Source organism: Kribbella sp. NPDC003557 (assembly GCF_040610805.1).
Lineage (GTDB): Bacteria > Actinomycetota > Actinomycetes > Propionibacteriales > Kribbellaceae > Kribbella.
In genome coordinates this window covers 326,612-351,082 of record NZ_JBEXMY010000005.1, presented here as the reverse complement: position 1 = coordinate 351,082, position 24,471 = coordinate 326,612, and the positions used below count along the sequence as shown (strand labels likewise).

29 protein-coding genes and 1 riboswitch are annotated in these 24,471 nt (G+C 71.0%); of the genes, 21 read left to right on the top strand and 8 right to left on the bottom strand.

Annotated elements, in window-relative coordinates; genetic code table 11:
• The first annotated feature begins 39 nt into the window (after positions 1–39).
• The 8 genes from ABZW60_RS22335 to ABZW60_RS22300 all read left to right on the top strand — a co-directional run bounded on the left by ABZW60_RS22335 (position 40) and on the right by ABZW60_RS22300 (position 6,962).
• Positions 40–873, top strand: coding sequence for a fumarylacetoacetate hydrolase family protein (locus tag ABZW60_RS22335; RefSeq protein ID WP_355479654.1), 834 nt, complete (start codon positions 40–42; stop codon positions 871–873).
• Entirely contained in the window at positions 870–1,568 is a 699-nt protein-coding gene (locus ABZW60_RS22330; RefSeq protein WP_355479652.1) for a GntR family transcriptional regulator, read from the top strand. Before ABZW60_RS22335 ends, ABZW60_RS22330 begins: the two co-directional genes overlap by 4 nt.
• Positions 1,565–2,287, top strand: coding sequence for an SDR family NAD(P)-dependent oxidoreductase (locus ABZW60_RS22325; RefSeq protein ID WP_355479650.1), 723 nt, complete (start codon positions 1,565–1,567; stop codon positions 2,285–2,287). Before ABZW60_RS22330 ends, ABZW60_RS22325 begins: the two co-directional genes overlap by 4 nt.
• Before the next feature lie 15 nt (positions 2,288–2,302).
• The gene (locus ABZW60_RS22320; protein WP_355479648.1) at positions 2,303–3,862 is read left to right on the top strand and encodes an FAD-dependent monooxygenase; all 1,560 of its coding nucleotides are present in this window, start codon (positions 2,303–2,305) and stop codon (positions 3,860–3,862) included.
• A complete protein-coding gene (locus ABZW60_RS22315; RefSeq protein WP_355479647.1) occupies positions 3,859–4,248 on the top strand; it encodes a cupin domain-containing protein in 390 nt (129 codons plus the stop codon). The genes ABZW60_RS22320 and ABZW60_RS22315 overlap by 4 nt, the downstream gene beginning before the upstream one ends.
• 1 nt (position 4,249) lies before the next feature.
• A complete protein-coding gene (locus tag ABZW60_RS22310) occupies positions 4,250–5,149 on the top strand; it encodes an amidohydrolase family protein (protein WP_355479646.1) in 900 nt (299 codons plus the stop codon).
• An 82-nt stretch (positions 5,150–5,231) separates the two neighbouring features.
• The gene (locus tag ABZW60_RS22305) at positions 5,232–6,149 is read left to right on the top strand and encodes a zinc-binding alcohol dehydrogenase family protein (protein WP_355479645.1); all 918 of its coding nucleotides are present in this window, start codon (positions 5,232–5,234) and stop codon (positions 6,147–6,149) included.
• Between the two features lie 123 nt (positions 6,150–6,272).
• Entirely contained in the window at positions 6,273–6,962 is a 690-nt protein-coding gene (locus ABZW60_RS22300) for a GntR family transcriptional regulator (protein WP_355479644.1), read from the top strand.
• On the opposite strand, the gene ABZW60_RS22295 is transcribed toward ABZW60_RS22300, so the two are convergent.
• From ABZW60_RS22295 to ABZW60_RS22285, 3 genes are read right to left on the bottom strand one after another with little or no spacing between them, the layout of a single operon-like run.
• On the bottom strand, positions 6,928–7,665 hold the full coding sequence (locus ABZW60_RS22295; RefSeq protein ID WP_355479642.1) for a PIG-L family deacetylase: 738 nt from the start codon (positions 7,663–7,665) through the stop codon (positions 6,928–6,930). The two genes, ABZW60_RS22300 and ABZW60_RS22295, sit on opposite strands and share 35 nt — an antisense overlap.
• Positions 7,665–8,129 carry a PPOX class F420-dependent oxidoreductase gene (locus ABZW60_RS22290; protein WP_355479640.1) on the bottom strand — a complete coding sequence of 155 codons (465 nt, stop codon included), beginning with the start codon at positions 8,127–8,129 and terminating at the stop codon, positions 7,665–7,667. Before ABZW60_RS22290 ends, ABZW60_RS22295 begins: the two co-directional genes overlap by 1 nt.
• Positions 8,130–8,133: 4 nt before the next feature.
• A complete protein-coding gene (locus ABZW60_RS22285) occupies positions 8,134–8,661 on the bottom strand; it encodes a hypothetical protein (RefSeq protein ID WP_355479638.1) in 528 nt (175 codons plus the stop codon).
• Between the two features lie 76 nt (positions 8,662–8,737).
• Between ABZW60_RS22285 and ABZW60_RS22280 the strand changes: the two genes are divergently transcribed.
• Entirely contained in the window at positions 8,738–9,556 is an 819-nt protein-coding gene (locus ABZW60_RS22280) for a hypothetical protein (RefSeq protein WP_355479636.1), read from the top strand.
• Positions 9,556–11,163: a DNA polymerase Y family protein gene (locus tag ABZW60_RS22275; protein ID WP_355479635.1), complete on the top strand. Its 1,608-nt coding sequence runs from the start codon at positions 9,556–9,558 to the stop codon at positions 11,161–11,163. The genes ABZW60_RS22280 and ABZW60_RS22275 overlap by 1 nt, the downstream gene beginning before the upstream one ends.
• A gap of 1 nt (position 11,164) precedes the next feature.
• Here ABZW60_RS22275 and ABZW60_RS22270 read toward each other — a convergent pair whose 3' ends face one another.
• Positions 11,165–11,776 carry a GNAT family N-acetyltransferase gene (locus tag ABZW60_RS22270; protein WP_355479633.1) on the bottom strand — a complete coding sequence of 204 codons (612 nt, stop codon included), beginning with the start codon at positions 11,774–11,776 and terminating at the stop codon, positions 11,165–11,167.
• A 59-nt stretch (positions 11,777–11,835) separates the two neighbouring features.
• Here ABZW60_RS22270 and ABZW60_RS22265 point away from each other — a divergent pair, with 59 nt between their 5' ends.
• Positions 11,836–12,222, top strand: a complete 387-nt coding sequence (locus tag ABZW60_RS22265) for a VOC family protein (RefSeq protein ID WP_355479631.1) — start codon at positions 11,836–11,838, stop codon at positions 12,220–12,222.
• A 10-nt stretch (positions 12,223–12,232) separates the two neighbouring features.
• On the opposite strand, the gene ABZW60_RS22260 is transcribed toward ABZW60_RS22265, so the two are convergent.
• On the bottom strand, positions 12,233–13,543 hold the full coding sequence (locus ABZW60_RS22260) for a glycosyltransferase (RefSeq protein WP_355479629.1): 1,311 nt from the start codon (positions 13,541–13,543) through the stop codon (positions 12,233–12,235).
• A complete protein-coding gene (locus tag ABZW60_RS22255) occupies positions 13,540–15,759 on the bottom strand; it encodes a glycoside hydrolase domain-containing protein (protein ID WP_355479628.1) in 2,220 nt (739 codons plus the stop codon). The genes ABZW60_RS22260 and ABZW60_RS22255 overlap by 4 nt, the downstream gene beginning before the upstream one ends.
• A gap of 150 nt (positions 15,760–15,909) precedes the next feature.
• On the opposite strand from ABZW60_RS22255, the gene ABZW60_RS22250 reads away from it, so the two are divergent.
• Positions 15,910–16,716: a class I SAM-dependent methyltransferase gene (locus ABZW60_RS22250; protein WP_355479626.1), complete on the top strand. Its 807-nt coding sequence runs from the start codon at positions 15,910–15,912 to the stop codon at positions 16,714–16,716.
• On the opposite strand, the gene ABZW60_RS22245 is transcribed toward ABZW60_RS22250, so the two are convergent.
• Positions 16,649–17,842 carry a sigma-70 family RNA polymerase sigma factor gene (locus ABZW60_RS22245; RefSeq protein ID WP_355479624.1) on the bottom strand — a complete coding sequence of 398 codons (1,194 nt, stop codon included), beginning with the start codon at positions 17,840–17,842 and terminating at the stop codon, positions 16,649–16,651. The genes ABZW60_RS22250 and ABZW60_RS22245 overlap by 68 nt on opposite strands.
• Complete coding sequence (locus tag ABZW60_RS22240; RefSeq protein WP_355479622.1) at positions 17,842–18,210, bottom strand: YciI family protein; 369 nt, start codon at positions 18,208–18,210, stop codon at positions 17,842–17,844. The genes ABZW60_RS22245 and ABZW60_RS22240 overlap by 1 nt, the downstream gene beginning before the upstream one ends.
• 193 nt (positions 18,211–18,403) lie before the next feature.
• On the opposite strand from ABZW60_RS22240, the gene ABZW60_RS22235 reads away from it, so the two are divergent.
• The 9 genes from ABZW60_RS22235 (at position 18,404) to ABZW60_RS22195 (ending at position 24,201) form a co-directional block, all read left to right on the top strand.
• Positions 18,404–19,000, top strand: coding sequence for a CDP-alcohol phosphatidyltransferase family protein (locus ABZW60_RS22235; RefSeq protein WP_355479620.1), 597 nt, complete (start codon positions 18,404–18,406; stop codon positions 18,998–19,000).
• Entirely contained in the window at positions 18,997–19,839 is an 843-nt protein-coding gene (locus ABZW60_RS22230) for a DUF881 domain-containing protein (protein WP_355479618.1), read from the top strand. The genes ABZW60_RS22235 and ABZW60_RS22230 overlap by 4 nt, the downstream gene beginning before the upstream one ends.
• Complete coding sequence (locus tag ABZW60_RS22225) at positions 19,836–20,168, top strand: small basic family protein (RefSeq protein ID WP_012920789.1); 333 nt, start codon at positions 19,836–19,838, stop codon at positions 20,166–20,168. Before ABZW60_RS22230 ends, ABZW60_RS22225 begins: the two co-directional genes overlap by 4 nt.
• Position 20,169: 1 nt before the next feature.
• Complete coding sequence (locus ABZW60_RS22220) at positions 20,170–20,997, top strand: DUF881 domain-containing protein (protein WP_355479616.1); 828 nt, start codon at positions 20,170–20,172, stop codon at positions 20,995–20,997.
• Between the two features lie 51 nt (positions 20,998–21,048).
• Positions 21,049–21,432 (top strand): glycine cleavage system protein GcvH, encoded by a 384-nt coding sequence (gcvH, locus tag ABZW60_RS22215; protein WP_355479614.1) that lies wholly within the window; start codon positions 21,049–21,051, stop codon positions 21,430–21,432.
• A gap of 131 nt (positions 21,433–21,563) precedes the next feature.
• A complete protein-coding gene (locus tag ABZW60_RS22210) occupies positions 21,564–22,115 on the top strand; it encodes an FHA domain-containing protein (RefSeq protein WP_355479612.1) in 552 nt (183 codons plus the stop codon).
• Complete coding sequence (locus ABZW60_RS22205; protein WP_355479610.1) at positions 22,102–22,800, top strand: MerR family transcriptional regulator; 699 nt, start codon at positions 22,102–22,104, stop codon at positions 22,798–22,800. The genes ABZW60_RS22210 and ABZW60_RS22205 overlap by 14 nt, the downstream gene beginning before the upstream one ends.
• A gap of 74 nt (positions 22,801–22,874) precedes the next feature.
• On the top strand, positions 22,875–23,369 hold the full coding sequence (locus tag ABZW60_RS22200) for a bifunctional nuclease family protein (protein WP_355479608.1): 495 nt from the start codon (positions 22,875–22,877) through the stop codon (positions 23,367–23,369).
• Between the two features lie 262 nt (positions 23,370–23,631).
• A complete protein-coding gene (locus ABZW60_RS22195) occupies positions 23,632–24,201 on the top strand; it encodes a MerR family transcriptional regulator (protein WP_355480494.1) in 570 nt (189 codons plus the stop codon).
• 119 nt (positions 24,202–24,320) lie between these two features.
• Positions 24,321–24,410: riboswitch (glycine riboswitch) on the top strand.
• Positions 24,411–24,471: the final 61 nt, after the last annotated feature.

The window sequence follows — 24,471 nt, the reverse complement described above, 5'->3', positions numbered from 1 at the left end:
CGGGGGTGAATTCTGTGCGTGGCGTCGAGTGGACCTGACATGAAGTACGTGACGGTGGAGTACGACGGCCGGGAACGGCCCGGCGTACTCGACGGCGACACGGTCCAGTTGCTGTCGGCAACGGACCTGACCGGGGTGATCACCGGCGGCGCCTCGGTCGTGGGCGAGATCCCGTACCGGGCGGAGCTGCTGCGGGCGCCGCTGCGGCGGTTCCGGCGGGACATCCTCTGCACCGGGTGGAACTACTGGGACCACTTCGAGGAGAGCAAGGGCAAGCGCGAGGGCCAGGACGTGGACCGCCCCGAGCACCCGACGTTCTTCACCAAGGGCCCGGACGTGGTGATCGGTCCGTACGACGACATCGCCTGGGACCCGGCGATCTCCGCCAGGTGGGACTACGAGGCCGAGGTCGCGCTGGTGATCGGCAAGACCGGCAAGAACATCGCGGTCGGCGACGCGCTCGACCACGTCTGGGGCTACACGCTGGCGAACGACGTGTCGCAGCGGGATCTGCAGCGGGCGCACGGCGGGCAGTGGCTGAAGGGCAAGAGCATCGACGACACGATGCCGCTCGGCCCGTGGATCGTCACCGCCGACGAGGTCGGCGACCCGCAGGACATCCACCTGCAGTGCCTGGTGAACGACGAGGTCCGCCAGGACGCGTCGACGCGGCAGATGGCGTTCGACGTCGCCACCCTGATCAGTGAGCTGTCTTTCGGTATGACGCTGCGCCCGGGCGACCTGCTGCTCACCGGGACGCCGGCCGGTATCGGCAACGCCCGCGAGCCGCAGGTGTTCCTACAGGACGGCGACGTGGTCGTCACGCGTTCGGACAAGCTGGGCGAGCTGCGCAACAAAGTGGTGCGCGCATGAGCGGCCCGTTGGAGCTGCTGCCGGGTGGCGGCAAGGGAGGCCGCCGTACCCTCGCCGAGCACGCGGCCGCCGAGCTGCACCAGCTGATCCTGTCCGGCGAGTTGCCCAGCGGTACGCCGCTGCGCCTGGTGGAGCTGGCCAGCCGGCTGGAGATGAGCCAGATGCCGGTCCGTGAGGGCCTGCGGCGGCTCGAGGCACTCGGCCTGGTCGAGATCATCCCGCACCGCGGCGCGTGGGTGCGTGACCTGTCGTTGTCGGACCTGCGGGACACGCACGAGACCCGGCTGGCGCTGGAGAGTCTCGCCGTCCGTGCGGCGGCCGCCCGCTTCGGCGAGGAGGACCTGACCAAGGCCGCGGCTGCCCTGGCCGAGCACCTCCGGCTGTCGCGGGCGGAGGACTCCGCGGGTGCCCGCCAGGCCCACGCGGACTTCCACTTCGCCATCTACCGGGCCAGCGGCTCGCAGTGGTTGCCGCGAGCGATCGAGCCGGTCTGGCAGAACAGCGAGCGGTACCGGTTCGGCAGCCGGCCGACGGCGTTCCTCATCGAGCGGAGCCGGCAGGAGCACCAGGCGATCCTGGACGCGTGCGTGGCCCAGGACCCGGACGCGGCGGAGCAGGCGTTGCGCAGTCACCTGGCCGGCGCGTTCCAGCGCATCACCGAGACCATGACGTCGAAGCAGAAGGACACGTCATGAGGGTGCGCTTCGACGCGACCGGTGAGGTCGTCGTGATCACTGGTGGCGCGCAAGGCATCGGTGCGGCTTTGGCTGCCGCCGTGAACGCTGCCGGCGGTACGGCGGTGGTCTTTGACGTGACTGCACCGGCTGATGGCGTAGAGCACGTCCGGGTGGATGTGTCGGACCGGTCTGCCGTCGAGACCGCGGTAGCGAGTGTGCTGGAGCGGTACGGGCGCATCGACGGTCTGGTGGCCGGTGCGGCGGTGCAGCCGCGGTCGCCGGTGCTGGAGATGGACCCGGCGTCGTGGAGCCGGACCTTGCAGGTGAACCTGGACGGTGTGGTGTGGGCGTGCCAGGCCGTCGTGCCGCACATGGTGGCGCGACGCTCCGGCTCAGTGGTGGTGTTCACGTCCGGTATGGCGTCGACCGGGTACGCGGGCGCCGCGGCGTACGCGGCGAGCAAGGCGGCGCTGGTGGCGTTCGCCAAGACGCTGGCGGTGGAGGTGGCCGGCGACCGGGTCCGGGTGAACGTGGTCGCGCCGGGGGTGATCGACACCGAGCAGTTCCGCGGTGCGAACGCCGGTGCGGACCGCGAGCACTGGCAGGACACCATAGGTATCGGCGACCCCGAGGACGTGGTCGGCCCGTTGCTGTTCCTGCTGTCCGACGCGGCCGCGATGACCGGGTCGGTGCTGACCAGGGAACGTGCCTTTGCCAAGCTCACGAGCTTCATCTAGCTGCCGGAGTGATTTGTGACTGAACAGCTGCCCGTTGCCGTGGTGGGTGCCGGACCGATCGGTCTGACCACCGCGCTGGGTCTGGCGCACTACGGGATCCCGTACGTGCTGCTGGAGGAGGACGCCGTCCTGTCGTCGGACACCAAGGCCGGTACGACGCTGAGCCGGACGCTGGAGATCTGGAACCGGTACGGCGCGGTCGACCGCATCCTCGGCGCCGCGCTGCGGATCGACGAGATCGGCGACATCGACCGGGCCACCAACACCCCGCGCGCCTCGGTGCAGCTGGCCGAGCTCGTGAACGACACGCAGTTCCCGTTCGTCATCAACCTGCCGCAGCAGAAGATGGAGCCGCTGCTGGCCGCGGCGCTGCCGGAGCCCGTCCGGACGCAGCACCGGCTGACGTCGTTCGAGGTGCTGGACGACCGGGTGGTACTGCAGCTGGAGACGCCGGACGGCCCGCAGCAGCTGGAGGCGTCGCACCTGCTGGCCTGCGACGGCGGCCGCAGCAAGATCCGGGACGCGCTCGGTGTGAAGGTGGTGGGGGAGACCCTGCCCGAGCGGTACATGCTGATCGACGTCGTGGTCGACCTGGACGTCGACAACGCCAGGGACTACCCGTACCTGGCGTACTTCGCCGACAAGTCCGAGTGGATGGTGCTGATCCGGCAGCCGGACAACTGGCGGTTCCTGTTCCCGCTGGCGCCCGGCGCCGACGCACCGGACGACGAGGACCTGCTGGTGAAGGTGAAGCAGTTCATCGGCGAGGTGGACCGGATCGAGCTGCTCGGCTCGGTCGTCTACAACGTGCACCACCGGGTCGCCGAGCAATGGACCAAGGACCGCAGGGTCTTCCTGATGGGCGACGCGGCGCACCTGATCACGCCGATGTGGGCTCTCGGCCTGAACACGGGGGCCTTGGACGCGTCCAACCTGCCGTGGCGGCTGGCCTGGGTGCTGCGAGGCTGGGCGGACCCGTCGTTGCTGGACGGCTACGAGCGGGAGCAGCGTCCGGTGGCGATCGAGGGCTCCGGCGAGATGGCCGAGGCGGCCCGCAAGTACATGTCGTTCCAGCGGGGCGCTGTCACCGAGGCGACGGGTCCATGGGCCACGGCGTACAACCGGACGCTGCTGAGCGTGCGGCTCGATGTCGAGGGTGTCGGGGACTGGTCGATGGTGGCCACGTCCGCAGCGCCGCCCGCCGTCCGGGCGGGTGACCGGGCGCCGGACCTGGTGCTGCAGAGTCCGACCGGTCGGACGTCGATCCATGACCTGTGCCGCGACTCGTTCGTCGCGCTCTACTTCACCGACGTACGGCGGCGGCCCGCGATCCCGGTCAACGGCTCGCCCGCGTTGCGGCACTACGCGGTGTCGCGCTGGGACGCGCCGCACGACTCCGGTCTGCGCGACAGGGCACTGTTCGACCCGGGCAGCGTCGCGACCAAGCGGTACGACGTACCGGCGGAGAGCGTCGTCCTGATCCGGCCGGACGGTCACATCGCGGCCGTGGCTCCGATGGGTCCGGGCGTGGCCGAGGAGCTGTACACGCGGGTCACCGGCCGGGAGGTGCCATGAGTTTCGACGAGCCGTTGCGGGAGATCCTGCTGCAGACGGACGACCTGGAGTGGGTGGAGAAGTCGCTGGCCGGCCTGTCCCACAAGATGCTGTGGCGTGACCCGGTGACCGAGGCGTCGATCGCCCTGGTGCGCTTCGAGAAGGGCTCGGGCATCCCGTCGGAGCACAAGCACGCGTCGAACCAGTTCATGTTCTGCCTGTCCGGCCGGTACGTGTACCTGCCGACCGGGACGACGCTGACCAAGGGCAGCTTCTACTGGAACCCCAAGGGCGTCGTCCACGGACCGACGCGTGCGGAGGAGACGTCCGTGCTGCTCGAGGTGTACGACGGCCCGCACTACCCGGAACGTCCGGACTTCTACGACAACGACGAGGACGCCCGCTGACATGGCCGGCTGGGACGTCCACACGCACCTGATCCCGCCGACCGTGCTGTCGGCGGCGCATCGGGGTGACTTCGGGCTGTCCGTCGACGACGGCGCACTGCTGGTCGACGGAGAGCGGCTCCCGCTGGGCCGGCTCGCCGACCCGGCCGCACTGCTGCACTGGATCTCCGAGCAGGACCTCGACGGTGCCGTGGTGTCGGTGCCGCCGGCGCTCTTCCGGTACGACGCCGGCGTCGAGTGGGCCGAGCTGGTGAACCAGGGTCTCCGCGAGCTCGCCACACCGCAACTACGGGTGCTGGCGCACCTGCCGCTGCTCGACCCGGCCGCGCCCGCGGTGGCTGCCGGGCTGGCCGGCGAGGGTGTCTTCGGCGGTTTCGCCCTCGGCACGCCGAGCTATGCCGGGCTGGATCCGGTGTGGCGCGTGCTGGACGCGTTGGAGGCGTTCACGCTCATCCACCCCGGACACAGTGACGACAAGCGGCTCGATTCGTTTTATCTGTCGAACCTGTTGGGGAATCCGTACGAGACCGGACTCGCGGCGGCCTCGCTCGTCTTCGCGGACGTACCGGGGCGGTTCCCGGGGATCCGGTTCTGTCTGTGCCATGGGGGTGGTGTGACGGCGGCCGTCGCCGGACGGTGGCAGCGCGGGATCGACCAGGCCCGGCCGGGCATCGGGCCGGTGTCCCTGCCGGTGGCCGAGGCGTTGCGGCGGTTCTACGTCGACGACCTGGTCCACGACGACGCCGTACTGGAACTGCTGACGAGGACGTTCGGGCCCGAGCGGGTGCTGGCCGGGAGCGACTGGCCGTTCCCGATGGGCAGCGACGAGGTCTCCAGCGCGCGGTCCGCCGCGGCCGAGGTGCTGACCCGGCCGCTGGCGAAGGAGGTCGCCGAGTGGTGAGACGGGTCTTGCGTCTGGTCGTGGTTGTGATCAGATATCAAATCGTGGGGAACGGGGTAGAGGCGTGAGTACACGGGGGACTGTGTTGCACAGTCATGGGCCGGGTGAGCAGCTGAAGGCCGAAGAGGTCGAGCTGACCGCCGGGCCGGGTGAAACGTTGGTGGAGATGCGGCTGGCCTCGGTCACGCCGCTGGACCGGTCGACGCTGGCCGGCCGGCAGCCGACGGCGCCGTTCGTTCCCGGCTCCGAGGGGGCCGGTGTGGTGGTGAGCTCGGACGTCATCGAAGCGGGGACGCCGGTCGTCGTCCGCGGCGAAGGGGTCGGAGTGACGCGAGCGGGCGTCTGGGGCCGGTACGCCGTCGTGCCGAATGCCGCCGTCCACCGGCTGCCATCGGCACTGGAAGCCGGTACGGCGCTCGCGTTGATGACGCCGGCGTTGACGGCGCACACCGCCGTACGTCGCGTGGCCGATGTCCAGGAGGGTGAGACCGTCGTGGTCACGGGAGTGACCGGTCTGGTCGGCTGTATGTGTGCCGCGATCGCACGGTCGGCGGGCGCGGCCCGGGTGATCGGCCTGGTGTCGATGGACGACCGTGCCGACGACGCGAGCGGGCTGGTCGATCAGCTCGTCCGCGTCGACGGTCTCGGGCAGGTCGGCCGGGAGCTGCCGTGGTGCGACGCAGTGATCGACACCATGGGCGGACCGGTGGCCGGTGGGGTACTCGGCCACATCTCTCCCGGCGGGCGGATCGCCGTGCTGGGGTACAAGGCCGGTGAGTTCACCACGATCGACCTGCACCAGCTGATCGGCCGGGACCTGCGGGTGCTGCCGGTGAACCTGCAGCGGACCGTGCTCGCGCCGGACGCGGTCGGACAAGCGCTCGCCGGCATCGCCGGGACGTCCTGGCGGGCCGACTACGACGTCATGACCGCGGACCGGATCGGCGAGGTACTGGACCGGCCGGCGGGCCGGGTCCTGCTGGATCTGACGACGCTCTGAGGAATCACGGGTGGGCTAGACCACTTGTATTTATTGAGCAATCCGTCGCCGAAGGGCGCCGGATACCCGGTCGGCGGCTACGGTACCTCCAGAGCTGAACAGGAGAGAGGCTGCCCGCTACTGATGATCCGACGACTCGAGCTCACGCCCGGTGGACCGACCGGGCGTCGTACGCTCGCCGAGGAAGCCGCCGCCGAGCTGCACGAACTCATCCTGTCCGGCGAACTCCCCAGCGGTACGGCGCTCCGGCTCGAGGAGCTCGCCAAGCGGCTGGACATGAGCCAGATGCCGATCCGGGAAGGGCTACGGCGGATGGCGGCGCTCGGACTGGTCGAGATCGTCCCGCACAAGGGCGCCTGGGTGCGTGAGCTGTCGATGGAGGACCTGCGCGACACCCACGAGACCCGGCTGGCGCTGGAGTCGCTGGCCGTGCGTGCCGCCGCGACGCAGTTCTCCGACTCGGACGCGTCGACGGCCCGGACCGCGCTGGCCGAGCATGTCCGGTTGTCGAAGCTGGGCGACAACATCGCGTCCCGGCAGGCACATACCGAGTTCCACTTCGCGATCTACCGGGCCGGCGGTTCGCGGTGGCTGCCCCGCGCCATCGAGCCGGTCTGGCAGAACAGCGAGCGCTACCGGTTCGGCTCGCGGCAGACCAAGGCCCGGATCGAGCAGACCCGCCGCGAACACCAGGCGATCCTCGACGCCTGTGTGGCGCACGACGAGGAGGGCGCGGAGGCAGCGCTGCGCGAACACCTGGAAGGCGCCATGCAGCGCATCACCGCGACGATGGAGCGCCGGACCAAGCAGTGAGCTCCTCGAAGCGGTCCTGCTGCCAGCCGGTCGCGTCGAAGACCGCACGCAGCAGCAGGCCGTCGCTGCTGGCTCTGTGGACGCCGAGGAGTTCCTCGAGCGGCTTGCTGCCCAGCCCCTCGTAGTACGCGTCCAGCGCCTGCCGCCGTCGCTGCTCGGACGCACCGCCGATCTCCTCCAGCGGCACATCGCAGCCCTTGACGTTGCCCGAGCCGACACGCTCGCCCGGTGCGAGCTGCTGGATCAGCTGCTCGCCCGCCCGCACGTCCTGCGCTCTGACTCGTGCACCCAGTGCACGGCAGTCAAGGTTCGTGAGCGCTCGCTGGACCCCTTGTGAGATGGCGATGTGGTCCGGGTGACCTGTCAGTCCGTCACTGCCGACCGTGAGGATGAGCTCTGGCTCGACCACGGCGGCCGCGACCTCGATCGCTTCGGCCAGGGCGTCCGGCGACGCCGCGGCCGGCGAGCGTGGTCCGCCGCGGCCGCCGTCGTCGACCCACTGGTCGACCTCTCCCAGCCAGTCCCACTCCTTGATCCCGAGCAGTGCGCAGGAGACGCCCAAGTGGTCGAGGGCTCCGTGCATACCGCCGGTAGCAACCCGCAGTACGACATGCCAGCCCTGCTCGCTCAGCACGGACGTCGCAGCACCCGTGGCGAACACCTCGTCGTCCGGATGCGCATGGACGACCAGGGCCGTCCGCATCAGTCGGCCAGACGCGCTGGGAACCCGCCGGTCGCGATCGGGCTCCAGCGCTTCGGGGTGATGCGGATCAGGCACTTGCCCTGCTTCACCATCGCCTCGCGGTACTCGTCCCAGTCCGGGTGCTCACCGGAGATGGAGCGGTAGTAGTCGACCAGCGCCTCCACCGCCTCCGGCAGCTCGATCACCTCGCCGCTGCCGTCCACCTGCACCCAGGCGCCGTTCCAGTCGTCCGACAGCACGAGCACACTGGCCTTCCCGGACCGCTTCACGTTCGTGCTCTTGGCCCGCTCCGGGTACGACGAGATGACGATCCGTCCCTCGGTGTCCACCCCGCCCGAGACCGGCGACGCCTGCACCGTCCCATCGGCCCGGGTGGTCATCAGCAGCATGTGGTGCCGCGGCCGCACGAACTCCAGCAGACCGTCGAGCTCGACCTTGGTGTTGGTGGCAATAGTCCTTGGCATGCCTTCACCCTATGTCCGCCGGGCTGAGCAGGTGCTCCACCTCGTCGTCGGTGAGCTGGTTGATGCGGTGCTTGAGCCGCTGGGCCTCCGGCGTCGTCGGAAGCGCTCCGTCCAGCAGGTCGGGCAGCAACAGCTCGTAGCCCGCCCGGGCGCGTGGCGAGTAGCGGTGGCGGGTGCGGGCGACCGCGGAGGAGACGCGGATCGCGTGCTCGTTTCCTGGCGGTACGCCGGGGCGGTCGGTCTCGCGGGCCGCGAACCGGAAGCCGTTCGCCTTGTCACAGCCCGGGCACCCGGAGTCGCCGGCGCCGAGGGTGCAGCCGCAGTCCGGGCAGGTCAGCTGGTTCAGTGCGCCGTCGACGATCCGCCAGTCGAACTCGGAGGTGTCCTGCAGGACGACCTCGGCCAGCTCGCGCGCTTCCGCCGTCCCGGGGGCGACGCCGGAGTCGGCGCGGAAACTGTCCCAGGCGGCCTCGATACTGTCCTCGACCCGCCGTAGCGCGGTGGTGAACCGAGGGTGTTCGACGCGTCGCATGCCCCGGACTTTAGCCAGCTGCGGGCCTGTGGACGACCGGATTGACTTGTTCGAACAGGTGTTCGAACATGGAGTCATGACGGGGAGCGAGACAGCGGAAGGCCGGGTCACGGCGCTCGACCACGCCCGCCTGCTCCTCGCCAGGGCCAACGCCCAGAAGAAGGCGCAGAGGGGTGAAGCCGACGAGGAGGAGACACGGCTCACCGCGGCCGGGGCCGCGGGCCGGGTGCCTTCGGTGGCCCGGGTGCAGCAGGCGCTGGACACGGCGGGAGTGGACCGGGAGCTGCCGACGCATCCGGCGGTGAGCGGGTTGCTGGCCGGGGCGAGCCTGCGCGGCGGTTCGGTGTATTCGGTGCGGGGGAGTGCCGCGCTGGTGATGGCGCTGATGGCCGGCCCGTCCGCGGAGGGCGCCTGGTGCGGCGTGGTCGGCGTGCCGTCGTTCGGGGCCGAGGCGGCGCGCGGGCTCGGGGTGGACCTGGAGCGTCTCGTGCTCGTCCCGGATCCGGGGCGGGAGTGGCTGAGCGTCGTGGCCGCGCTGGTCGACGCGCTGACCGTGGTCGTCGTCCGTCCGCCCGGCGAGGTGACGCCGGGGGAGGCGTCCCGGCTGGCCGCGCGGCTCCGCACCCGCGGCGCGATGCTGGTCGCGTACGGGTCGTGGCCGGGCAGCGAGGCCCGGTTCGAGATCGAGAGCAACACCTGGACCGGCCTCGGTGACGGCGAAGGTCTGCTCACCGCCCGCCGGGCGACCGTCGCGGTGACCGGCCGGCGCGCCGCCGTGCGGGCCCGCCACGACCTCTGGCTGCCCGGTCCCGACGGCACGATCCGCTCGGCCGAGCCTGCCGAAGCTTCCGGCTGGCAGCAGGAGTGGGCGGACCAGATCGGTGCGGTGGGCTGATGGGCGGGCTGATCCGGACGATGGTGATCTGGGTGCCGGACTGGCCGGTGACGGCGGCCGCGGCGGCGACCGGGCGGTCACCGGACGAGCCGATCGCCGTGCTGGAGAAGGGGAAGGTGCTCGCCACTTCCGCCGCCGCCCGCGCCGACGGGGTGCGCCGCGGGCAGCGGGCCCGGGACGCGCAGTCGCGCTGCCCGGAGCTGGTCGTGCTGAAGTACGACGCGGTCGTCGACGCGCGGGCGTTCGACCCGGTGATCTCGTGCCTGGAGGCGATCACGCCGGGCGTGCAGGTGATCCGTCCGGGGATGTGCGCGTTGAAGGCGCGTGGCCCGGCCCGGTTCTACGGCGGCGAGGAGGCGGCCGCGGAGAAGCTGCTCGACCGGCTGGAGACGTTCGACGTGCCCGGCAGCCGGATCGGGATCGCCGACGGCCCGTTCGCCGCCGAGCAGGCGGCCCGGGCGAGTTCCGCGCGGACCCGGGTGCACGTGGTGCCGCCGGGCGGTTCACCGGAGTTCCTCGCGCCGCTGTCGGTCGACCTGCTCGAGCAGCCGGCGCTCACGGATCTGCTGCGCCGGCTGGGGTTGCGGTCGCTCGGTGCGTTCGCGCGGCTGCCCGGCACCGAGGTGCTGACCCGGTTCGGCCCGGACGGCGCGTTCGCCCACCGGCTCGCCCAGGGGTTCGACGACCGCCCGGTGACCGGCCGGGAGATCCCGCCGGAGCTGACCCGCAAGCTCGACTTCGAGCCGCCGGTGGATCGCGTCGACCAGGTCGCGTTCGCGGTCCGGGTGGTCGCCGACGAGCTGATCGCCCGGCTGACCGAGCTGGGTCTGGTGTGTACGACGCTACGGGTCGAGGTCGGCACCGAGTCCGGGCGGATCCACGAGCGGGAGTGGCTGCATCCGCGCTGGTTCACCGCGGCGGACGTGGTGGACCGGGTGCGCTGGCAGTTGCAAGGGACCGGGACGGCGACCAGCGAGCTGACGTCACCGGTCGTCCGGGTGCGGCTGATCCCGGACCAGGCGGATCCGGTCGGCGCGCATGCCGACGGCCTGTGGGGCGGTGGGCCGGACGAGCGGATCCATCGGGCGTTGTCGCGGGTGCAGAGCATGCTCGGTCACGGCGCGGTCGTGTCGGTGGTGATCGGCGGCGGGCGCGGGTTCGCCGAGCGGCAGACGCTGGTCCCGTGGGGCGACCCGGCGGTGCCGGCCCGGCCGCCGGACCAGCCCTGGCCCGGGGCGATCACCGGCAGCGGGCGCTGGCCGGCCCTGGCGCCGACCACGGTCTTCCCGGAGCCGATCCCCGCGAAGGTGTTCGCCGCGGACGGCACCCAGGTCGCGGTCACCGCCCGCGGCGAGCTGTCCGGCGTCCCGGCCGCGTTCACCCTGCTCCCGGCCGGCACCGCCCGCACCCCCGGCGTCCAAGTTGCCGACAGCAACAAGATCCACCCGATCACCGGCTGGGCCGGCCCCTGGCTCACCGCGGAGCGCTGGTGGGACCCCAGCACCGAGACCCGCCAGGCCCGCTTCCAGTTCCAGACCGCCGACACCCGCGCCTGGCTCTTCACCCTCCACCGCACCACCTGGCAGGCCCAGGCGACCTATGACTGAGTCAGGTGAAGTCGATCCGCATCACGGTGCGGCGCAGGGTCGGGTGGGTGAGTTGGTGGAAACCGGCTTCTTCGAAGGCCTGGTGGGGGCCGACGTGGAGTTCGCCCCAGGTGATGGTCTTGCCGGGCTGGGTGAGCATCGGGTAGGCCTCCAGTGCGCGGGCGCCGCGGTCGCGGGCGTGTGGGATCGCGGCGCGGGCCAGGTGATAGGTGAGGCCGCGGCCGCGGAAGCCCTTCCGGACGGTCATGCACGTGACGGCCCACACGCTCTCGTCGTCCTTGTCCTCGGAGCGGTCCGTCCAGGGGATGCGCGACGTCCGCAGTTTCGGGTAGGCCGTGCGCGGCTCGACGGCGACCCATCCGGCCGGCTCGCCGTCGACGTAGGCGACCAGCCCGGCCGTCGACGGCGCGTCCGGCGTACCGCAGGCCGTCTGGTCCTGCAGCCGCGTCATCCGCTCGTCCAGCGTCGAGTCCCGCCAGATCCAGCCGCGGATCTTGAACCGCTGACACTGGCACTGACCCGCGTCCGCCGTACCGAAGACGGCCTGCAGGTCCTCCCACGGCACCTCGTTCGCGGGCACGACAGTCACCTGCGACTCCTCGAGCGCTTCCATGCGGAGCAGGCTAACCCCGGTTCCGGACGACCCCCGTCCGGAACGTTAGGTTGATCCGCATGCATCGGAGCCGGGTTTCCACGTTCCTGATCGACGTCAACCGCGACGAGGTGGACGCCGCCACCACGTTCTGGTCGAAGGCTCTCGGCGTCCGGACGTCGTCGCCGGACGGGGAGCCGCAGTTCATCTCCCTGCACGACGCGGTCCCGGGGTACGTGACCGCGATCCAGTCCGTCGACGACGAGCCGCGCTACCACCTCGACATCGAGACCGACGACGTACCGGCCGAGGTCACGCGGCTGACCGGGCTCGGCGCGGTGGAGGTCGCGAGCTGGCAAGGCTGCCACACCCTGCGCGCCCCCGGCGGCCACCTGCTCTGCGTCATCCCGGTCCACAGCGATCCGGCGGAGTTCGAGCAGCGCGCGACCGTGTGGGGCGCGGACTGACCCGCAGAGCTCAGGCGACGTGGACGGCGGGAGGCGCGGCGAGCGCGAAAAGCCGGTCGAACACGGCGGCCCGGTCGAACTGCAACGCGTAGTCCCGTGCGCGCCGCTCGGCTTCCGCGCGCTGCTCGCCGGTCCAGTCGCACACGACCTCGTCGAGCACGGATCGCAGCGTGACCGGGTCATGCTGCGGCACCAGCAGGGCCGTGTCACCGACCGCCTCGGGTACGCCGCCGGTCGCGCAGGTGATGACGGGCCCGCCGCCGGCGAGGGCCTTCTCGACCAGCGCGATGCCGAACGTCTCCACGAACTCCGGCTGCTCGCGGGTCGGCAGCACGAACGCCGCGCTCCCGGCCATCAGCGCCGGCTTCTCCGCGTCGTCCACGTCGGTCAGCACCCGCACCCGCTCGCCGAGGCCCGCGGCCGCGACCCGCGCCACCACCTCGTCCTCCTGCGGCCCGCGCCCGGCGAGCACGAGCTGCACCCGCTCGGCCGACCGCGACCCGGCGTACGCGTCGATCAGGTCGTCGACGCCCTTCGCCGAGGCGATCCGTGACAGGAACAGCACGTACCCGTCCCGCGAGAGGCCGCGGCGGGCCAGCGCCTCGGCGATCCGGTCGTCGGTGAGCGACAGATAGGACCAGGAGTCGACCGCCGGGTACGAGATGGCGATCCGCTCACGGCATCGCTGCGCGAACGTCGTCCCGTGCATGCCGTCGAGGGTCGCGGCCGAGGCCACGATCAGGTCCCTGGTGTACTCCGACACCGCCACGCAGTGATCGGCCTCCAGATAGACCGACAGGATGTGCGCGGCCGCCCCGAAGCGCCCGGTGTCCACGCACTCGCGCACCACGTTGGTGATGTCGGAGCCCACCGCCTCGGCGACCGTGATCACCTGTGCGGGACCGATCCGGCGCGCGACCTGGACGGCTTCCTGGACGGCGATCGCGTGCGGGCTCAGGTACAGCGACATCGCCACCGTCGGCACCCCGTCGCTGAACAGCTCGACCAGCCGACCGATGAGCCCGGACAGGTAGCGCCCGTCCGGAACCCGGTAGTCGCCGACGGGCCCGGGCCGCTCCACGGTGATACCAGGGCTGTACGGCAGCACGCGATCGAGCGGTTTCAGCGGCAGCCCGGCCGCCTCGAGCGCGTCCAGCGGCCAGGTCACGATCCGTACGTCGTCGAACCCGCGGGTGAGCGCCACCTCCGCGAGGCACCGGGCCTCGCCGGAGTGCCCGCAGATCACCGGGTCGGCGCGGACGACGAGGACGAGTCGGCGGTTGGGTGTGGACGGGACGGGGGGCTGGTCGTCGATGGTCATGCCTCACCTCCAGTGGCAGGCAGCGGGTCGGATGTGGACGGCGGCCGGATCCGGGTGCCCCAGCCGGACGGCTGAGGGCCGAGCTCGATGTGCAGGGTGCGGAGGTGCCGCAGTTCCCGGCCGGAGATCCAGGGACGTTCGAGGGTCTTGCCGTCGACCGCGATGGACCGGACGTAGGAGACCGGCCCGCCGGCCTCGACCGGCTCGAAGCCCTTGGTGATGATGGACAGTTCACCTTCCGGCAGCTGGACTGTGGACTCCGCAACGGCCGGCGCGCTGACCAGGAAGAGGTTCTGCCCGGCGACCGGGAACAGCCCGAGCGTCGCCCACACGTACCAGGCGGACAGCCCGCCGGAGTCGTCGTTGCCGGGCAGCCCGCCCCGGCCGGTGCCGAACTGGTTGGCGATCGCGGCGTGCACCACCTCGGCGGTCCGGTCCGGCCGTCCGGCGTAGTGGTAGGACCACGGCGCCTCGTAGTCGGGTTCGTTGTTCAGCCCCTCGAACCGGCACAGGCCGTACCCGGCGTCCATCTCGGCCACGCTCGGCGCCACGCCCGGCTGGGTGACCGGTGCGGCGTCGTACCCGAAGAACCGGTCGAGCAGCCCGACGAACGCGTCGTCGCCGCCGGCCAGCGCGATCCGGGCGCGCATGTCGTGCAGCAGCCGGAAGGAGTAGTTCCACCGGCCGCCCTCGTAGAACGTCGAGTCGCGCAGCAGTCCGGTGGCCGGGTCGTACGCCGCGCGCCAGCCGTGTGCGAGCTCGCGCATCTGCCGGGCCAGCGGCCGGTCGCGGATCTTCTGGGCGATCGCCGCGGTGCAGTGGTAGGCGTACGCCAGGTCGAGGGTGTGGCTGATCGGGTGCGCGACGCCGTGCACCAGGTAGTCCTCGCCGTACGTGCGGCGCAGGTCCATCTCGAGATGCACCATGGCCCAGTCCCAGTCGATCCCCGGCAGGTCCAGCTGGCACAGGTCGGCCAGGAAGGTGTGTGCGAGCGCGCTGCCCTGCCGGGAGAACCGGTCGGCGCCCTTGGCCATCCGGTAGCCGATCGGCAGGTTGCCCTCCTGCTCGCAGATCGACAGCATCGCGCCGGCCAAAGCGACCGAGCGCTGCGGGAAGAGCGTGGTCATCAGCGGCAGCTGGGTGCGGTAGATGTCCCACATGGTGCAGATGTCGAACGCATACGGGCCGTCGGTCGTCCAGGACGGGCTCTCGTCCGGGGCGAAGCACGGCTTGACCAGCGAGTGGTAGAGCGCGGTGCCGAACACCGTCGCCTGGTCGCCGGACTCGGTGCTGATCGCCACCTTGCCGAGGTGGTCGCGCCAGGTGGCCGTCGTACGCTCGCGGCGCCCGGCGAAGACGGTCCGGCCGCGGCCGACGTCCGTGTGCAGGTTGTCGCGGGCCGTCGCGCACCCGCGCAGCGAGAACCCCAGCCGCACCTCGACCGTCTGCTCGGCGCGCGAGGGACCCATGAAGATCAGCCCGAACGGCCGCAGCGTGGTCGGCCGGATGTAGTCGAAGTCGAGGCGGGTGCCGCCGGGCATCAGGCGCCGGTCGTACCACAGCAGCTGCCGCCAGCCGGGAGCGTCGACCTCCAGGTGCACGGCCAGCGGCACGCCCTCGACGTGGATCTCTCCCTGGGCCACTCCCGGCTCCAGCATCGCCAGGTGCGCCTTCAGCGGCACGGTCCGGCTGTGCGGGATGGCCAGGCCGCCGGTCGAGGCGTCGATGACGATCCGGGCCGCGTCGTGCGACGGGAAGGTGTACCGGTGGACGGCCGACTTGGGGCCGACCGTCACCTCACAGCGCACCCCTGAGCTCAGCGTCGCCGCGTAGTAGCCGGGCTCGGCCACCTCGTCCAGCAGGTCCCAGGTGGTGCCGAGATCGTCGAGCGGGCCGAGCATCGGCGTGACCCGGAAGTAGTTGTAGTACTTGCGGATCGCGCCGGTGCCGGACTGCTGGAAGTGGGTGAAGCCGGAGGCGACCGGGCGGTCGTACAACAGGCCGGGCACGCCCTCGGTGTTGAAGTCGTACAACCCGTAGCCGGTCGGGTAGGCCCCGGAGTACGGGCAGGCCGACACCATCCCGAAGGGGTGCATGGCGCCCGGGTGCGTGTTGCCGACCTGCGGCTTGGGCCACCACCAGGTCGCGGCCAGGCCCTTGGGCGTGGGCAGGTCGGTGGCGCCGGTCCCGATGAACGGGTCGACGTGCTCGTACATCGGCCTCACCGCCTCGTGCGGGCTGACGTGGACTCTCAAAAAGTAAGAAGCGCGTGTTTCAGCCGCGTGACCGAACGAGACGGGCAGGTTACGTCGGCCCGCAGCAGAATGCGGTGCCCGGGTGGCGCACCGCGGTCTACGCTCCGACGCATGACTGAACTCGCGGCGACGTTCCAGCAGGAGGCAGTGGCGGAGGCCTATCAGCATCGGCCGCCGTACCCGGACGAGGTGTTCGAGCGGCTCCTGGCGCTGATCACCGACGAGCCGCGCCGGGTGCTCGACATCGGCGCCGGCGAGGGCGCGATCGCGCGGCCGCTCGCGCCGCGGGTCGAGCACGTCGACGCGATCGACTTCTCCGCGCCGATGGTCGCGGCGGGCCGGCAGCGCCCGGGCGGCGACCGTCCGAACCTCAGCTGGCAGGTCAGCCCGATCGAGACCGCCGACCTCGACGGCCCGTACGCACTGGTGACGGCCGGCGCCAGCATCCACTGGATGCCGTGGGAGGAGACGTTCGCGCGGATCGTCCCGCACCTGACACCGAACGCCCAGCTCGTCGTCGTCGAGCACGGCGCCGTCGACGAGCCGTGGTCGGCCGAGCTGGTCAAGGTGATCGAGCGGCATTCACGGAAGAAGAACTACGACCCGGGGTTCAGCGTGGTCGACGCGATCCGGGACCGCGGCCTGCTCGACCTCAGCGGTACGGCGCGCACCGAGCGGGTCGTCCACCGCCAGACGGTCGCCGACTACATCGAGAGGCTGCATTCGACGTCGAGCCTGGCCCGTGGCCTGATGCCGGCCGACGAGGCGGCCGCTTTCGACGCCGGCGTCGAGGCAGCACTCCGTCCGTACGCGAAGGACGGGGTCCTCGACCTGACGATCGAGGCCGAGCTCAGCTGGGGCCGCCCGAAGAGCCCGCCCGGGACAGCAGATAGCGCTGCTCGGGAAGACTCTGCGTGAGCCGCGCGGCGAGCTCGTAGGCCTCGCGGGCAGCAGCACTGTCACCGGACAGCTCGAGCAGATGCGCCCGGACGGCGGCCAGCCGGTGGTGGTCCTGGAGCGCCGGATCCACGTCGTCGAGCAACGCCAGCCCGGCGGCCGGACCGTGCACCATCGCCACCGCGACGATCCGGTTCAGCGTCACCATCGGACCCGGTGCGGTCGACTCGAGCAGTTCGTACAGCATCAGGATCTCGCGCCAGTCGGTCTCGTCCGCGGTGGCCGCCGCGTCGTGGACCGCGGCGATCGCCGCCTGCAACTGGTACGGCCCCACCGGCGCCGACCGCAACGTCGACTCGATCAAGTCGGTGCCTTCCGCGATCGCGGCCGTGTCCCACAACGACCGGTCCTGCTCGGGCAGCGGCACCAGCGCACCGTCGGCCGTCGCCCGCCCGGGACGGCGCGCGTCGGTCAGCAGCATCAACGCGAGCAGCCCCGCCACCTCACCTTCGGCCGGCAACGAGGCGTGCAGCTGGCGGGTCAGCCGGATCGCCTCCGCGCTCAGCTCGACCCGGTGCAACGACGTACCGGACGAGGCCGTATAGCCCTCGTTGAAGACGAGATACAGCACATGCAGTACGGCGGCCAGCCGCTCGGGCTGCTCGGACGCCGGCGGCATCGCGAACCGCGCACCCTGGAGCTTCGCCTTCGCCCGGCTGATCCGTTGGCCGATCGTTGCCTCCGGCACCAGAAACGCACGGGCGATCTCGCCGGTCGTCAGCCCGCCGACGGCACGCAGCGTCAGCGCGACCTGCGACTGCGGAGTCAGCGCCGGATGGCAGCACAGCATCAGCAACGTCAGCGAGTCGTCCTCCGCCGACGCCGGCTCCGGGGGAGACCAGGACGCCACGGTCTCCTCGCGGCGGGTCCGGGCCGCCTCGTTCCGCAGAACCTCGATCCGCCGCCGCGACGCGACCGTGACCAGCCAGCCGCGGGGATTGTCCGGCACACCCTCGCCCGGCCACTGCAGCGACGCCGCCAGCAGCGCCTCCTGGACAGCGTCCTCGCACGCGTCGAAGTCGCCGTACCGCCGGACCAGTGCGCCGAGCACCTGCGGCGCCAGCTCCCGGAGCAGTTCCTCGAGCATCACGTGAAGGCGCCGAGGTCACGCACCGGACGCACCTCGACGACGCTGAACGGCGCCTCCGGGATCTGCGCGACGATCTCCACCGCACGGTCCATCGAGTCGCACTCCAGCAGGTAGAAACCGGCCAGCTGTTCCTTCACCTCGGCGAACGGGCCGTCCGTCGTCATCGGCTTACCGTCACGGACCAACACCTGTTTGGTGAGTTCCGGGGCGTCGAGCGACTCCGACGCGACCAGCTCGTTGTGAACGGCGAGCGCCTCGTGCAGGGCGGCGTACCCCGCCATCCCTTCCTTCTTCTGCTCGTCCGTCATCGAGTCCCACACCGCCCGGGACTCCGGGTTGCCGTAGATCAGAACCAGGAACCTCATCTGCCCAGCGTAAGCATCACTGGGGGGTATCGATCGGGTCACTGCTTCGCAGCAGGCGTAGCGGCCCGCGGGCGGGCGCGTTCTGGTATCAGGGGAAAGTCGGGGCCTGCCCCGGGCCAGGCGGCCGTAAACCTGTCGGGGCGCCCCAGTAGAGTTACGACGGGTATCCAGGGTGGAGAGAGGGAGGGGTCGCGTGCCGGACTTGGAAGTGTCCGACCGGGTGTGGACGATCCCGAACGCACTCAGCTTCCTGCGGTTGCTGGGGGTGCCGCTGTTCCTGTGGCTGGTCCTCGGGCCGGAGGAGGACGGCTGGGCGCTGCTCGTGCTGGCCGTGTCCGGGTTCACCGACTGGGCCGACGGCCAGATCGCCCGCCGGATGAACCAGACGACCCGCCTGGGCCAGATGCTCGACCCGGTCGCCGACCGGCTGTACATCTTCGCCACCGTCATCGGCCTGGCGCTGCGCGACATCATCCCCTGGTGGCTGGCGATCGCGCTGCCGTTGCGGGACGTGCTGCTGACCCTCACGCTGCCGGCGCTGCACCGCCGCGGCTTCAACGCGCTGCCGGTGCACTTCCTCGGCAAGTCCGCCACCTTCTGCCTGCTGTATGCGTTCCCGCTGCTGCTGCTCGGTGACGGCGACAGCACCCTCAACCTGCTCGCCCGCGTGTTCGGCTGGGCGTTCGCGATCTGGGGCACCGGTCTGTACTACTGGGCCGGCGCGCTGTACTTCGCCCAACTGCGGCACCTGGTGCAGACGGTCAAACCGATCAAGGACTCGGCCGGGTGACCCAGCAAGCCCCTCAGCAGACGCCTCCTCGGCGCGTCGACGCGTCGATGTCACTGCTGAACAACCTGATGGCGCACCCGATCGACGAGGGGTACGCCGTCGCCGCCCGCACCCGGTCGAACGCCGACGGCAAGCAGACCCGGTCCCGGCACCGGATCATGCTCGTGCTGGCCGCCGCCGTCCTCGGCTTCCTGCTCGCCGTCGCCGCCGCGCAGAACTACCGCAGCGCGCCCGAGGCGGAGAAGCAGCGCAAGGAGCTGATCACCCGCATCAACCAGGCCGACGCCCGGCTGACCGAGCTGCGCAACCACCAGGCCCAGCTCGCCGACGAGGTCCGCCGGTTGCAGGCGAGCGGACTGAGCAACGACAGCACCGGCGCGGCGCTGCAGCAGAAGCTCGACGACCTCGAGCTGCAGACCGGGGCGATCGCGGTCACCGGCCCGGGGATCAAGGCGGTGGTCGACGACGCCAAGGACGCCGACGCCAAGGAAGGCCGGCTGCTCGACGTCGACCTGCAGCAGCTCGTCAACGGCCTGTGGACGTCCGGCGCCGAGGCGGTCTCGGTGAACGGGCACCGGATCACCTCGCTGACCGCGATCCGCGGCGCGGGCAGTGCCATCACCGTTGACTACAGTTCGCTGACCCCGCCGTACACGGTGCTCGCGATCGGGGACACCGCGACCATGCCCGCCCGGTTCGCGCAGAGTTCCGGCGGGCAGTGGGTGCAGTACCTGGTCAGCAACTTCGATGTCCGGATGACGATCACGACGGAGGATTCCTTGCTGGTGCCGGCCGATGCGACCATCGCGTTGCGCTACGCGAAGGTGAGAACGAGATGATCGCCGTACTCGGGCTGGTGATCGGTGTCGTCATCGGTCTGCTGGTCGCGCCCGACGTCCCGGACTGGGCGCAGCCGTACCTGCCGATCGCCGTGGTGGCCGCGCTGGACGCGGTCTTCGGCGCGCTGCGCGCGTTCCTGGACGGGATCTTCGACGACAAGGTGTTCGTCGTGTCGTTCGTGTCCAACGTGCTGATCGCGGCCCTGATCGTGTACCTGGGCGACCAGCTCGGGGTCGGGTCGCAGCTGTCCACCGGTGTGGTCGTCGTCCTCGGCATCCGCATCTTCACCAACATGGCCGCGATCCGGCGGCACATCTTCCGGGCCTGACATGAGCGACGAGACACCGGGCAAACCCGCGAAACCGGCCCCCGACACGCCCGCCGACGTGCCGCAGACCCCGACGCCGATGCCGAAGCCACGAACGCCGAACCTGGCGCTGCGCCGGCTGCGGGCCGGGTTCAAGCCGTCCCGCGGCCAGGCGATCGTCGCGGTCGTGCTGGCGCTGGTGGCCTGCGTCGCGGTCGTGCAGGTCCGGGTGAACCGGGCCGACGACGGCTACCAGAACGCCCGCCGCGAGGACCTGATCGCGATCCTCGACGGCCTCGGGCAGAACACCCGGCGGCTGGAGAGCGAGATCGCCGACCTCGAGGAGCGGAAGAACTCGCTGTCGTCCAGCGCGGACAAGGCGCAGACCGCGCGCGAGCAGGCCGAGGCGCAGGTGCGCACCCTCGGCATCCTCGCCGGTACGCTGCCGGCGCAGGGTCCCGGGGTGCGGATCACGCTGAACGACCCGCAGGGCAAGATGACCTCGAGCAACCTGCTGGACGCGATCGAGGAGCTGCGCGACGCCGGCGCCGAGGCGATCCAGGTCAACGGGTCGGTCCGGGTGGTGGCCAGCACGGACTTCGTGGACGACGCCCCGGGGATCTCGATCGACGGCCAGAAGGTGAACTCGCCGTACGTCATCGAGGCGATCGGGGAGTCCCACAACCTGGCCGAGGCGGCCAACTTCCCGGGCGGTCTGGTCAGTGAGGTGACCGGTCCGCAGGTGGGCGGAACGGCCGAGGTCACCGAGCTCGAGAACGTCCCGATCACCGCCTTGCACGCCCCGGAGGAGCATCGTTACGCTCGCCCGGCGCCCAGCCCGACCAAGTAGCTGTACCTGTCGCTGTCCCTGTAGCTGTACTTGAGTGAAAGAGGAACGAAGGTGTACCCCGAAGACCTGAAGTACACGGCCGAGCACGAGTGGTTGAAGGCCGGCGAGGAAGGACCCGTGCGGGTCGGTATCACCGACTTCGCGCAGGACCAGCTCGGTGACATCGTGTACGTGCAGCTGCCCGACGTCGGCAGCACGGTGCGGGCCGGCGACGCCTGTGGGGAGCTGGAGTCCACCAAGAGCGTGAGCGACCTGTTCGCCCCGGTGAACGGCACCGTGACCGCCGTCAACGAGGCCCTGGCCGACCAGCCGGACCTGGTGAACAGCGACCCGTACGGCGAGGGCTGGCTGCTCGACATCGAGGTCGAGGACGCCGACGAGGTGGCCGCACTGATGGACGCCGAGGCCTACAAGGGGCAGCTCGACCAGAGCTGACGACTGACTGGTAGCGTTACCGGCCTCAACCGCTGGTCGAGGGTTGAGGCCGCTGTCCACACTGTCAACACTGTCAATACGGGGTCTATCGAAAACGTCGCCGGACCGCCGGCGATCGGGAGGATCACAGCATGCCGTTCTGCAACCAGTGCGGGCACGAGAACTCCGAGGGCAGCCGGTTCTGCTCGCAGTGCGGAGCGATGCTCCCTGGCGCGGACCGCCCGGCGGCAGCCCCGGCGACCCCCCAGCCGACGCCTCAGCCGACCCCCGGTGTCACCGACACGGCGATGCTCACCCCGATCGGAGCCGAGCCGGAGCCGGAGCAGCAGACCAGCGAGCCGCTGTCGGTCGACGACGCGGCCGCCGTCGGCGCGCTGCCGGCCGGGTCCGCCCTGCTGATCGTCCAGCGCGGCCCGAACGCGGGCAGCCGGTTCCTGCTCGACGTCGACGTGGTGACCGCGGGCCGGCACCCGGACAGCGACATCTTCCTCGACGACGTGACGGTGTCGCGCCGGCACGCCGAGTTCCGCCGGGACCCGTACGGTGTGAAGGTCCGCGACGTCGGCAGCCTGAACGGCACCTACGTGAACCGGGACCGGATCGACGAGGTCCAGCTGAACAACGGCGACGAGGTCCAGATCGGCAAGTACCGGTTGGTGTACTACGCCAGTGGCCAAGCCTGATCCCAGCGCCGAAGGGCCGGTGGGCGGCCGCGGCATCGGCGAGGTGCTGCAGCTCCTGCAGGCCGAGTTCGCCGACGTCACGATCTCCAAGATCCGGTTCCTGGAGTCCGAGGGCCTGGTGACCCCGGCCCGGACGGCGTCCGGCTACCGCAAGTTCAGCGCCGCCGACCTCGAGCGGCTGCGGTACGTGCTGACCGCGCAACGCGACCAGTACCTGCCGCTGAAGGTGATCAAGGAGCATCTCGGCGCGATCGACCGCGGCCTGCGTCCGGCTGCCGCGGGTCCACCGGTCGCGCCGAGTTCGTTGCCGCAGACCCCCGGCCAGCCGGTCGCGGACGACTTCGGTGCCGCGGGCACCGAGCTGCGGCTGACCCGCGACGAGCTGCTGCGTGCCGCCGGGGTCACCGCCGGGCTGCTCGGCGAGCTGGAGGCGCACGGCCTGGTGGTGGCCAGCGGCAACCACTACGGCGGCGACGCGATCGTGATCGCGCAGGTCGCGGCCGAGCTGGCGGCGTACGGGATCGAGCCGCGGCACCTGCGGGCGTTCCGGACCGCGGCGGACCGCGAGGTCGGCCTGATCGAGCAGGTCACGGGGCCGCGGCGTACCGAACAGACGGGGGAGCTGGCCGCTCTCACGGTCCGGCTGCATACCGCGCTGGTCCGCTCTCGCCTGCCTCGTCCATAGGCAGGAGCAGGGCCTTCGTCCACAGGTGACCCCGTCGGCCCGCCGGGGCCTTCGGCTCGGAGTAGGCTGAAGGGGTGCGCGAAGTCGACGTGGTCGGAGTCCGGGTGGAGATGCCCTCGAGTCAGCCGATCGTGCTGCTCAAGGAAGTCGGAGGTGAGCGGTACCTGCCGATCTGGATCGGCGCTGCCGAGGCGAGTGCGATCGCCTTCGCCCAGCAGGGCATGGAGCCGCCCCGGCCACTGACCCACGACCTGTTCGCGGAGACCATCCGGGTGCTCGGGCACACGCTCAGCCAGGTCCGGATCGTGAACCTGACCGACGGCGTGTTCGAGGCGATCCTGGTGTTCGACGACAAGACCGAGATCTCGGCCCGGCCGTCGGACTCGATCGCGATCGCGCTGCGCACCGGGACGCCGGTGTTCTGCGCCGACGAGATCCTCGCCGAGGCCGGCATCCCGGTTCCGGAGAGCGAGACCGAGGGCGCGGACGAGGTGGAGGAGGAAGAGGAGGTCGAGCGGTTCCGGGAGTTCCTCGACCAGGTGACCCCGGAGGACTTCGACAAGAGCTGACACCGCGGCGCCCGCCGTGGTGCGGCCGGATGGTGCAAGTGCGGCTAGGTAACGATTCGTGCGACGGTCGCGACACGCTCGCGGCTCGACGCGGTTGTCGTTGACCCGGTTCGGGCGGCGGCTTACCGTGAAGGAGTCGTGGGGTGGTGTCACTCCACGGAGATGACTCGTTCCAGTCGGTATCCAGGGAGGCTCAGGCGTGACACGCACCGGGGACACGGATCTGACGGCGCAGTCGACGTCCGACGCGCACGCAGAGGCCATGGCTGCCGCTACAGCCACCGCCGGCGTCCAGGGTCTGCTGTTCGACGACGACCTGCGGCCGATGCCGGAGGACGTCGGGTTCCGGGGGCCGACGGCCTGCGCCGCGGCCGGGATCACCTACCGGCAGCTCGACTACTGGGCCCGCACCGGCCTGGTCTCCCCGTCCGTGCGCCCGGCGACCGGCTCGGGGACGCAGCGGCTGTACGGTTTCCGTGACGTCCTGTTGCTGAAAGTGATCAAGCGGCTGCTGGACGCCGGGATCTCGCTGCAGCAGATCCGGACCGCGATCGCGCACCTCAGCAAGCGCGGTTTCGACGACCTGACCCAGATCACGCTGATGAGCGACGGCGCGTCGGTCTACATGTGCACGTCGCCCGACGAGGTCATCGACCTGCTGGCCGGCGGCCAGGGCGTGTTCGGCATCGCCCTCGGCGGTGTCTGGCGCGAGGTCGAGGGTTCGCTGTCGGAGCTCCCGACCGAGCGGGCCGACGGCCACGACGAGACCGACTCCGAAGGCCACTCCGGCGACGAACTCGCCGCCCGCCGCCGCGCCCGGATGACGGGCTGACACTCAGTACTTCCCCTGTGCGCCCACTCACTGCCGACTCGCTCCGCGGTGTGTGGGCGTCCGTGCGGTGCCTGGTGCCCGAACCGGTCGGGGATTCCTGGTAGCCTCGACTCAGCCGTTCACAGCACTCGGGAGAGTCCCGTGTCATCGGGCGCCGAAGGGGCAATTCCTCCCCGGAACCTCTCAGGCCCATGGACCGAGTGTCACAGGCGACTCTGGAGCGCACACGTGTGACAGAGGGGGAGGCGACCGGAAGCACGTCAGCAACGG

Coding starts and splice junctions, on each gene's coding strand:
- ABZW60_RS22335 (WP_355479654.1), top strand. CDS start 40: ATGAAGTACGTGACGGTGGAGTACGACGGCCGGGAACGGCCCGGCGTA.
- ABZW60_RS22330 (WP_355479652.1), top strand. CDS start 870: ATGAGCGGCCCGTTGGAGCTGCTGCCGGGTGGCGGCAAGGGAGGCCGC.
- ABZW60_RS22325 (WP_355479650.1), top strand. CDS start 1,565: ATGAGGGTGCGCTTCGACGCGACCGGTGAGGTCGTCGTGATCACTGGT.
- ABZW60_RS22315 (WP_355479647.1), top strand. CDS start 3,859: ATGAGTTTCGACGAGCCGTTGCGGGAGATCCTGCTGCAGACGGACGAC.
- ABZW60_RS22310 (WP_355479646.1), top strand. CDS start 4,250: ATGGCCGGCTGGGACGTCCACACGCACCTGATCCCGCCGACCGTGCTG.
- ABZW60_RS22300 (WP_355479644.1), top strand. CDS start 6,273: ATGATCCGACGACTCGAGCTCACGCCCGGTGGACCGACCGGGCGTCGT.
- ABZW60_RS22295 (WP_355479642.1), bottom strand. CDS start 7,665: ATGCGGACGGCCCTGGTCGTCCATGCGCATCCGGACGACGAGGTGTTC.
- ABZW60_RS22290 (WP_355479640.1), bottom strand. CDS start 8,129: ATGCCAAGGACTATTGCCACCAACACCAAGGTCGAGCTCGACGGTCTG.
- ABZW60_RS22285 (WP_355479638.1), bottom strand. CDS start 8,661: ATGCGACGCGTCGAACACCCTCGGTTCACCACCGCGCTACGGCGGGTC.
- ABZW60_RS22280 (WP_355479636.1), top strand. CDS start 8,738: ATGACGGGGAGCGAGACAGCGGAAGGCCGGGTCACGGCGCTCGACCAC.
- ABZW60_RS22275 (WP_355479635.1), top strand. CDS start 9,556: ATGGGCGGGCTGATCCGGACGATGGTGATCTGGGTGCCGGACTGGCCG.
- ABZW60_RS22270 (WP_355479633.1), bottom strand. CDS start 11,776: ATGGAAGCGCTCGAGGAGTCGCAGGTGACTGTCGTGCCCGCGAACGAG.
- ABZW60_RS22265 (WP_355479631.1), top strand. CDS start 11,836: ATGCATCGGAGCCGGGTTTCCACGTTCCTGATCGACGTCAACCGCGAC.
- ABZW60_RS22260 (WP_355479629.1), bottom strand. CDS start 13,543: ATGACCATCGACGACCAGCCCCCCGTCCCGTCCACACCCAACCGCCGA.
- ABZW60_RS22255 (WP_355479628.1), bottom strand. CDS start 15,759: ATGTACGAGCACGTCGACCCGTTCATCGGGACCGGCGCCACCGACCTG.
- ABZW60_RS22250 (WP_355479626.1), top strand. CDS start 15,910: ATGACTGAACTCGCGGCGACGTTCCAGCAGGAGGCAGTGGCGGAGGCC.
- ABZW60_RS22245 (WP_355479624.1), bottom strand. CDS start 17,842: ATGCTCGAGGAACTGCTCCGGGAGCTGGCGCCGCAGGTGCTCGGCGCA.
- ABZW60_RS22240 (WP_355479622.1), bottom strand. CDS start 18,210: ATGAGGTTCCTGGTTCTGATCTACGGCAACCCGGAGTCCCGGGCGGTG.
- ABZW60_RS22225 (WP_012920789.1), top strand. CDS start 19,836: ATGATCGCCGTACTCGGGCTGGTGATCGGTGTCGTCATCGGTCTGCTG.
- ABZW60_RS22220 (WP_355479616.1), top strand. CDS start 20,170: ATGAGCGACGAGACACCGGGCAAACCCGCGAAACCGGCCCCCGACACG.
- ABZW60_RS22210 (WP_355479612.1), top strand. CDS start 21,564: ATGCCGTTCTGCAACCAGTGCGGGCACGAGAACTCCGAGGGCAGCCGG.
- ABZW60_RS22195 (WP_355480494.1), top strand. CDS start 23,632: ATGGCTGCCGCTACAGCCACCGCCGGCGTCCAGGGTCTGCTGTTCGAC.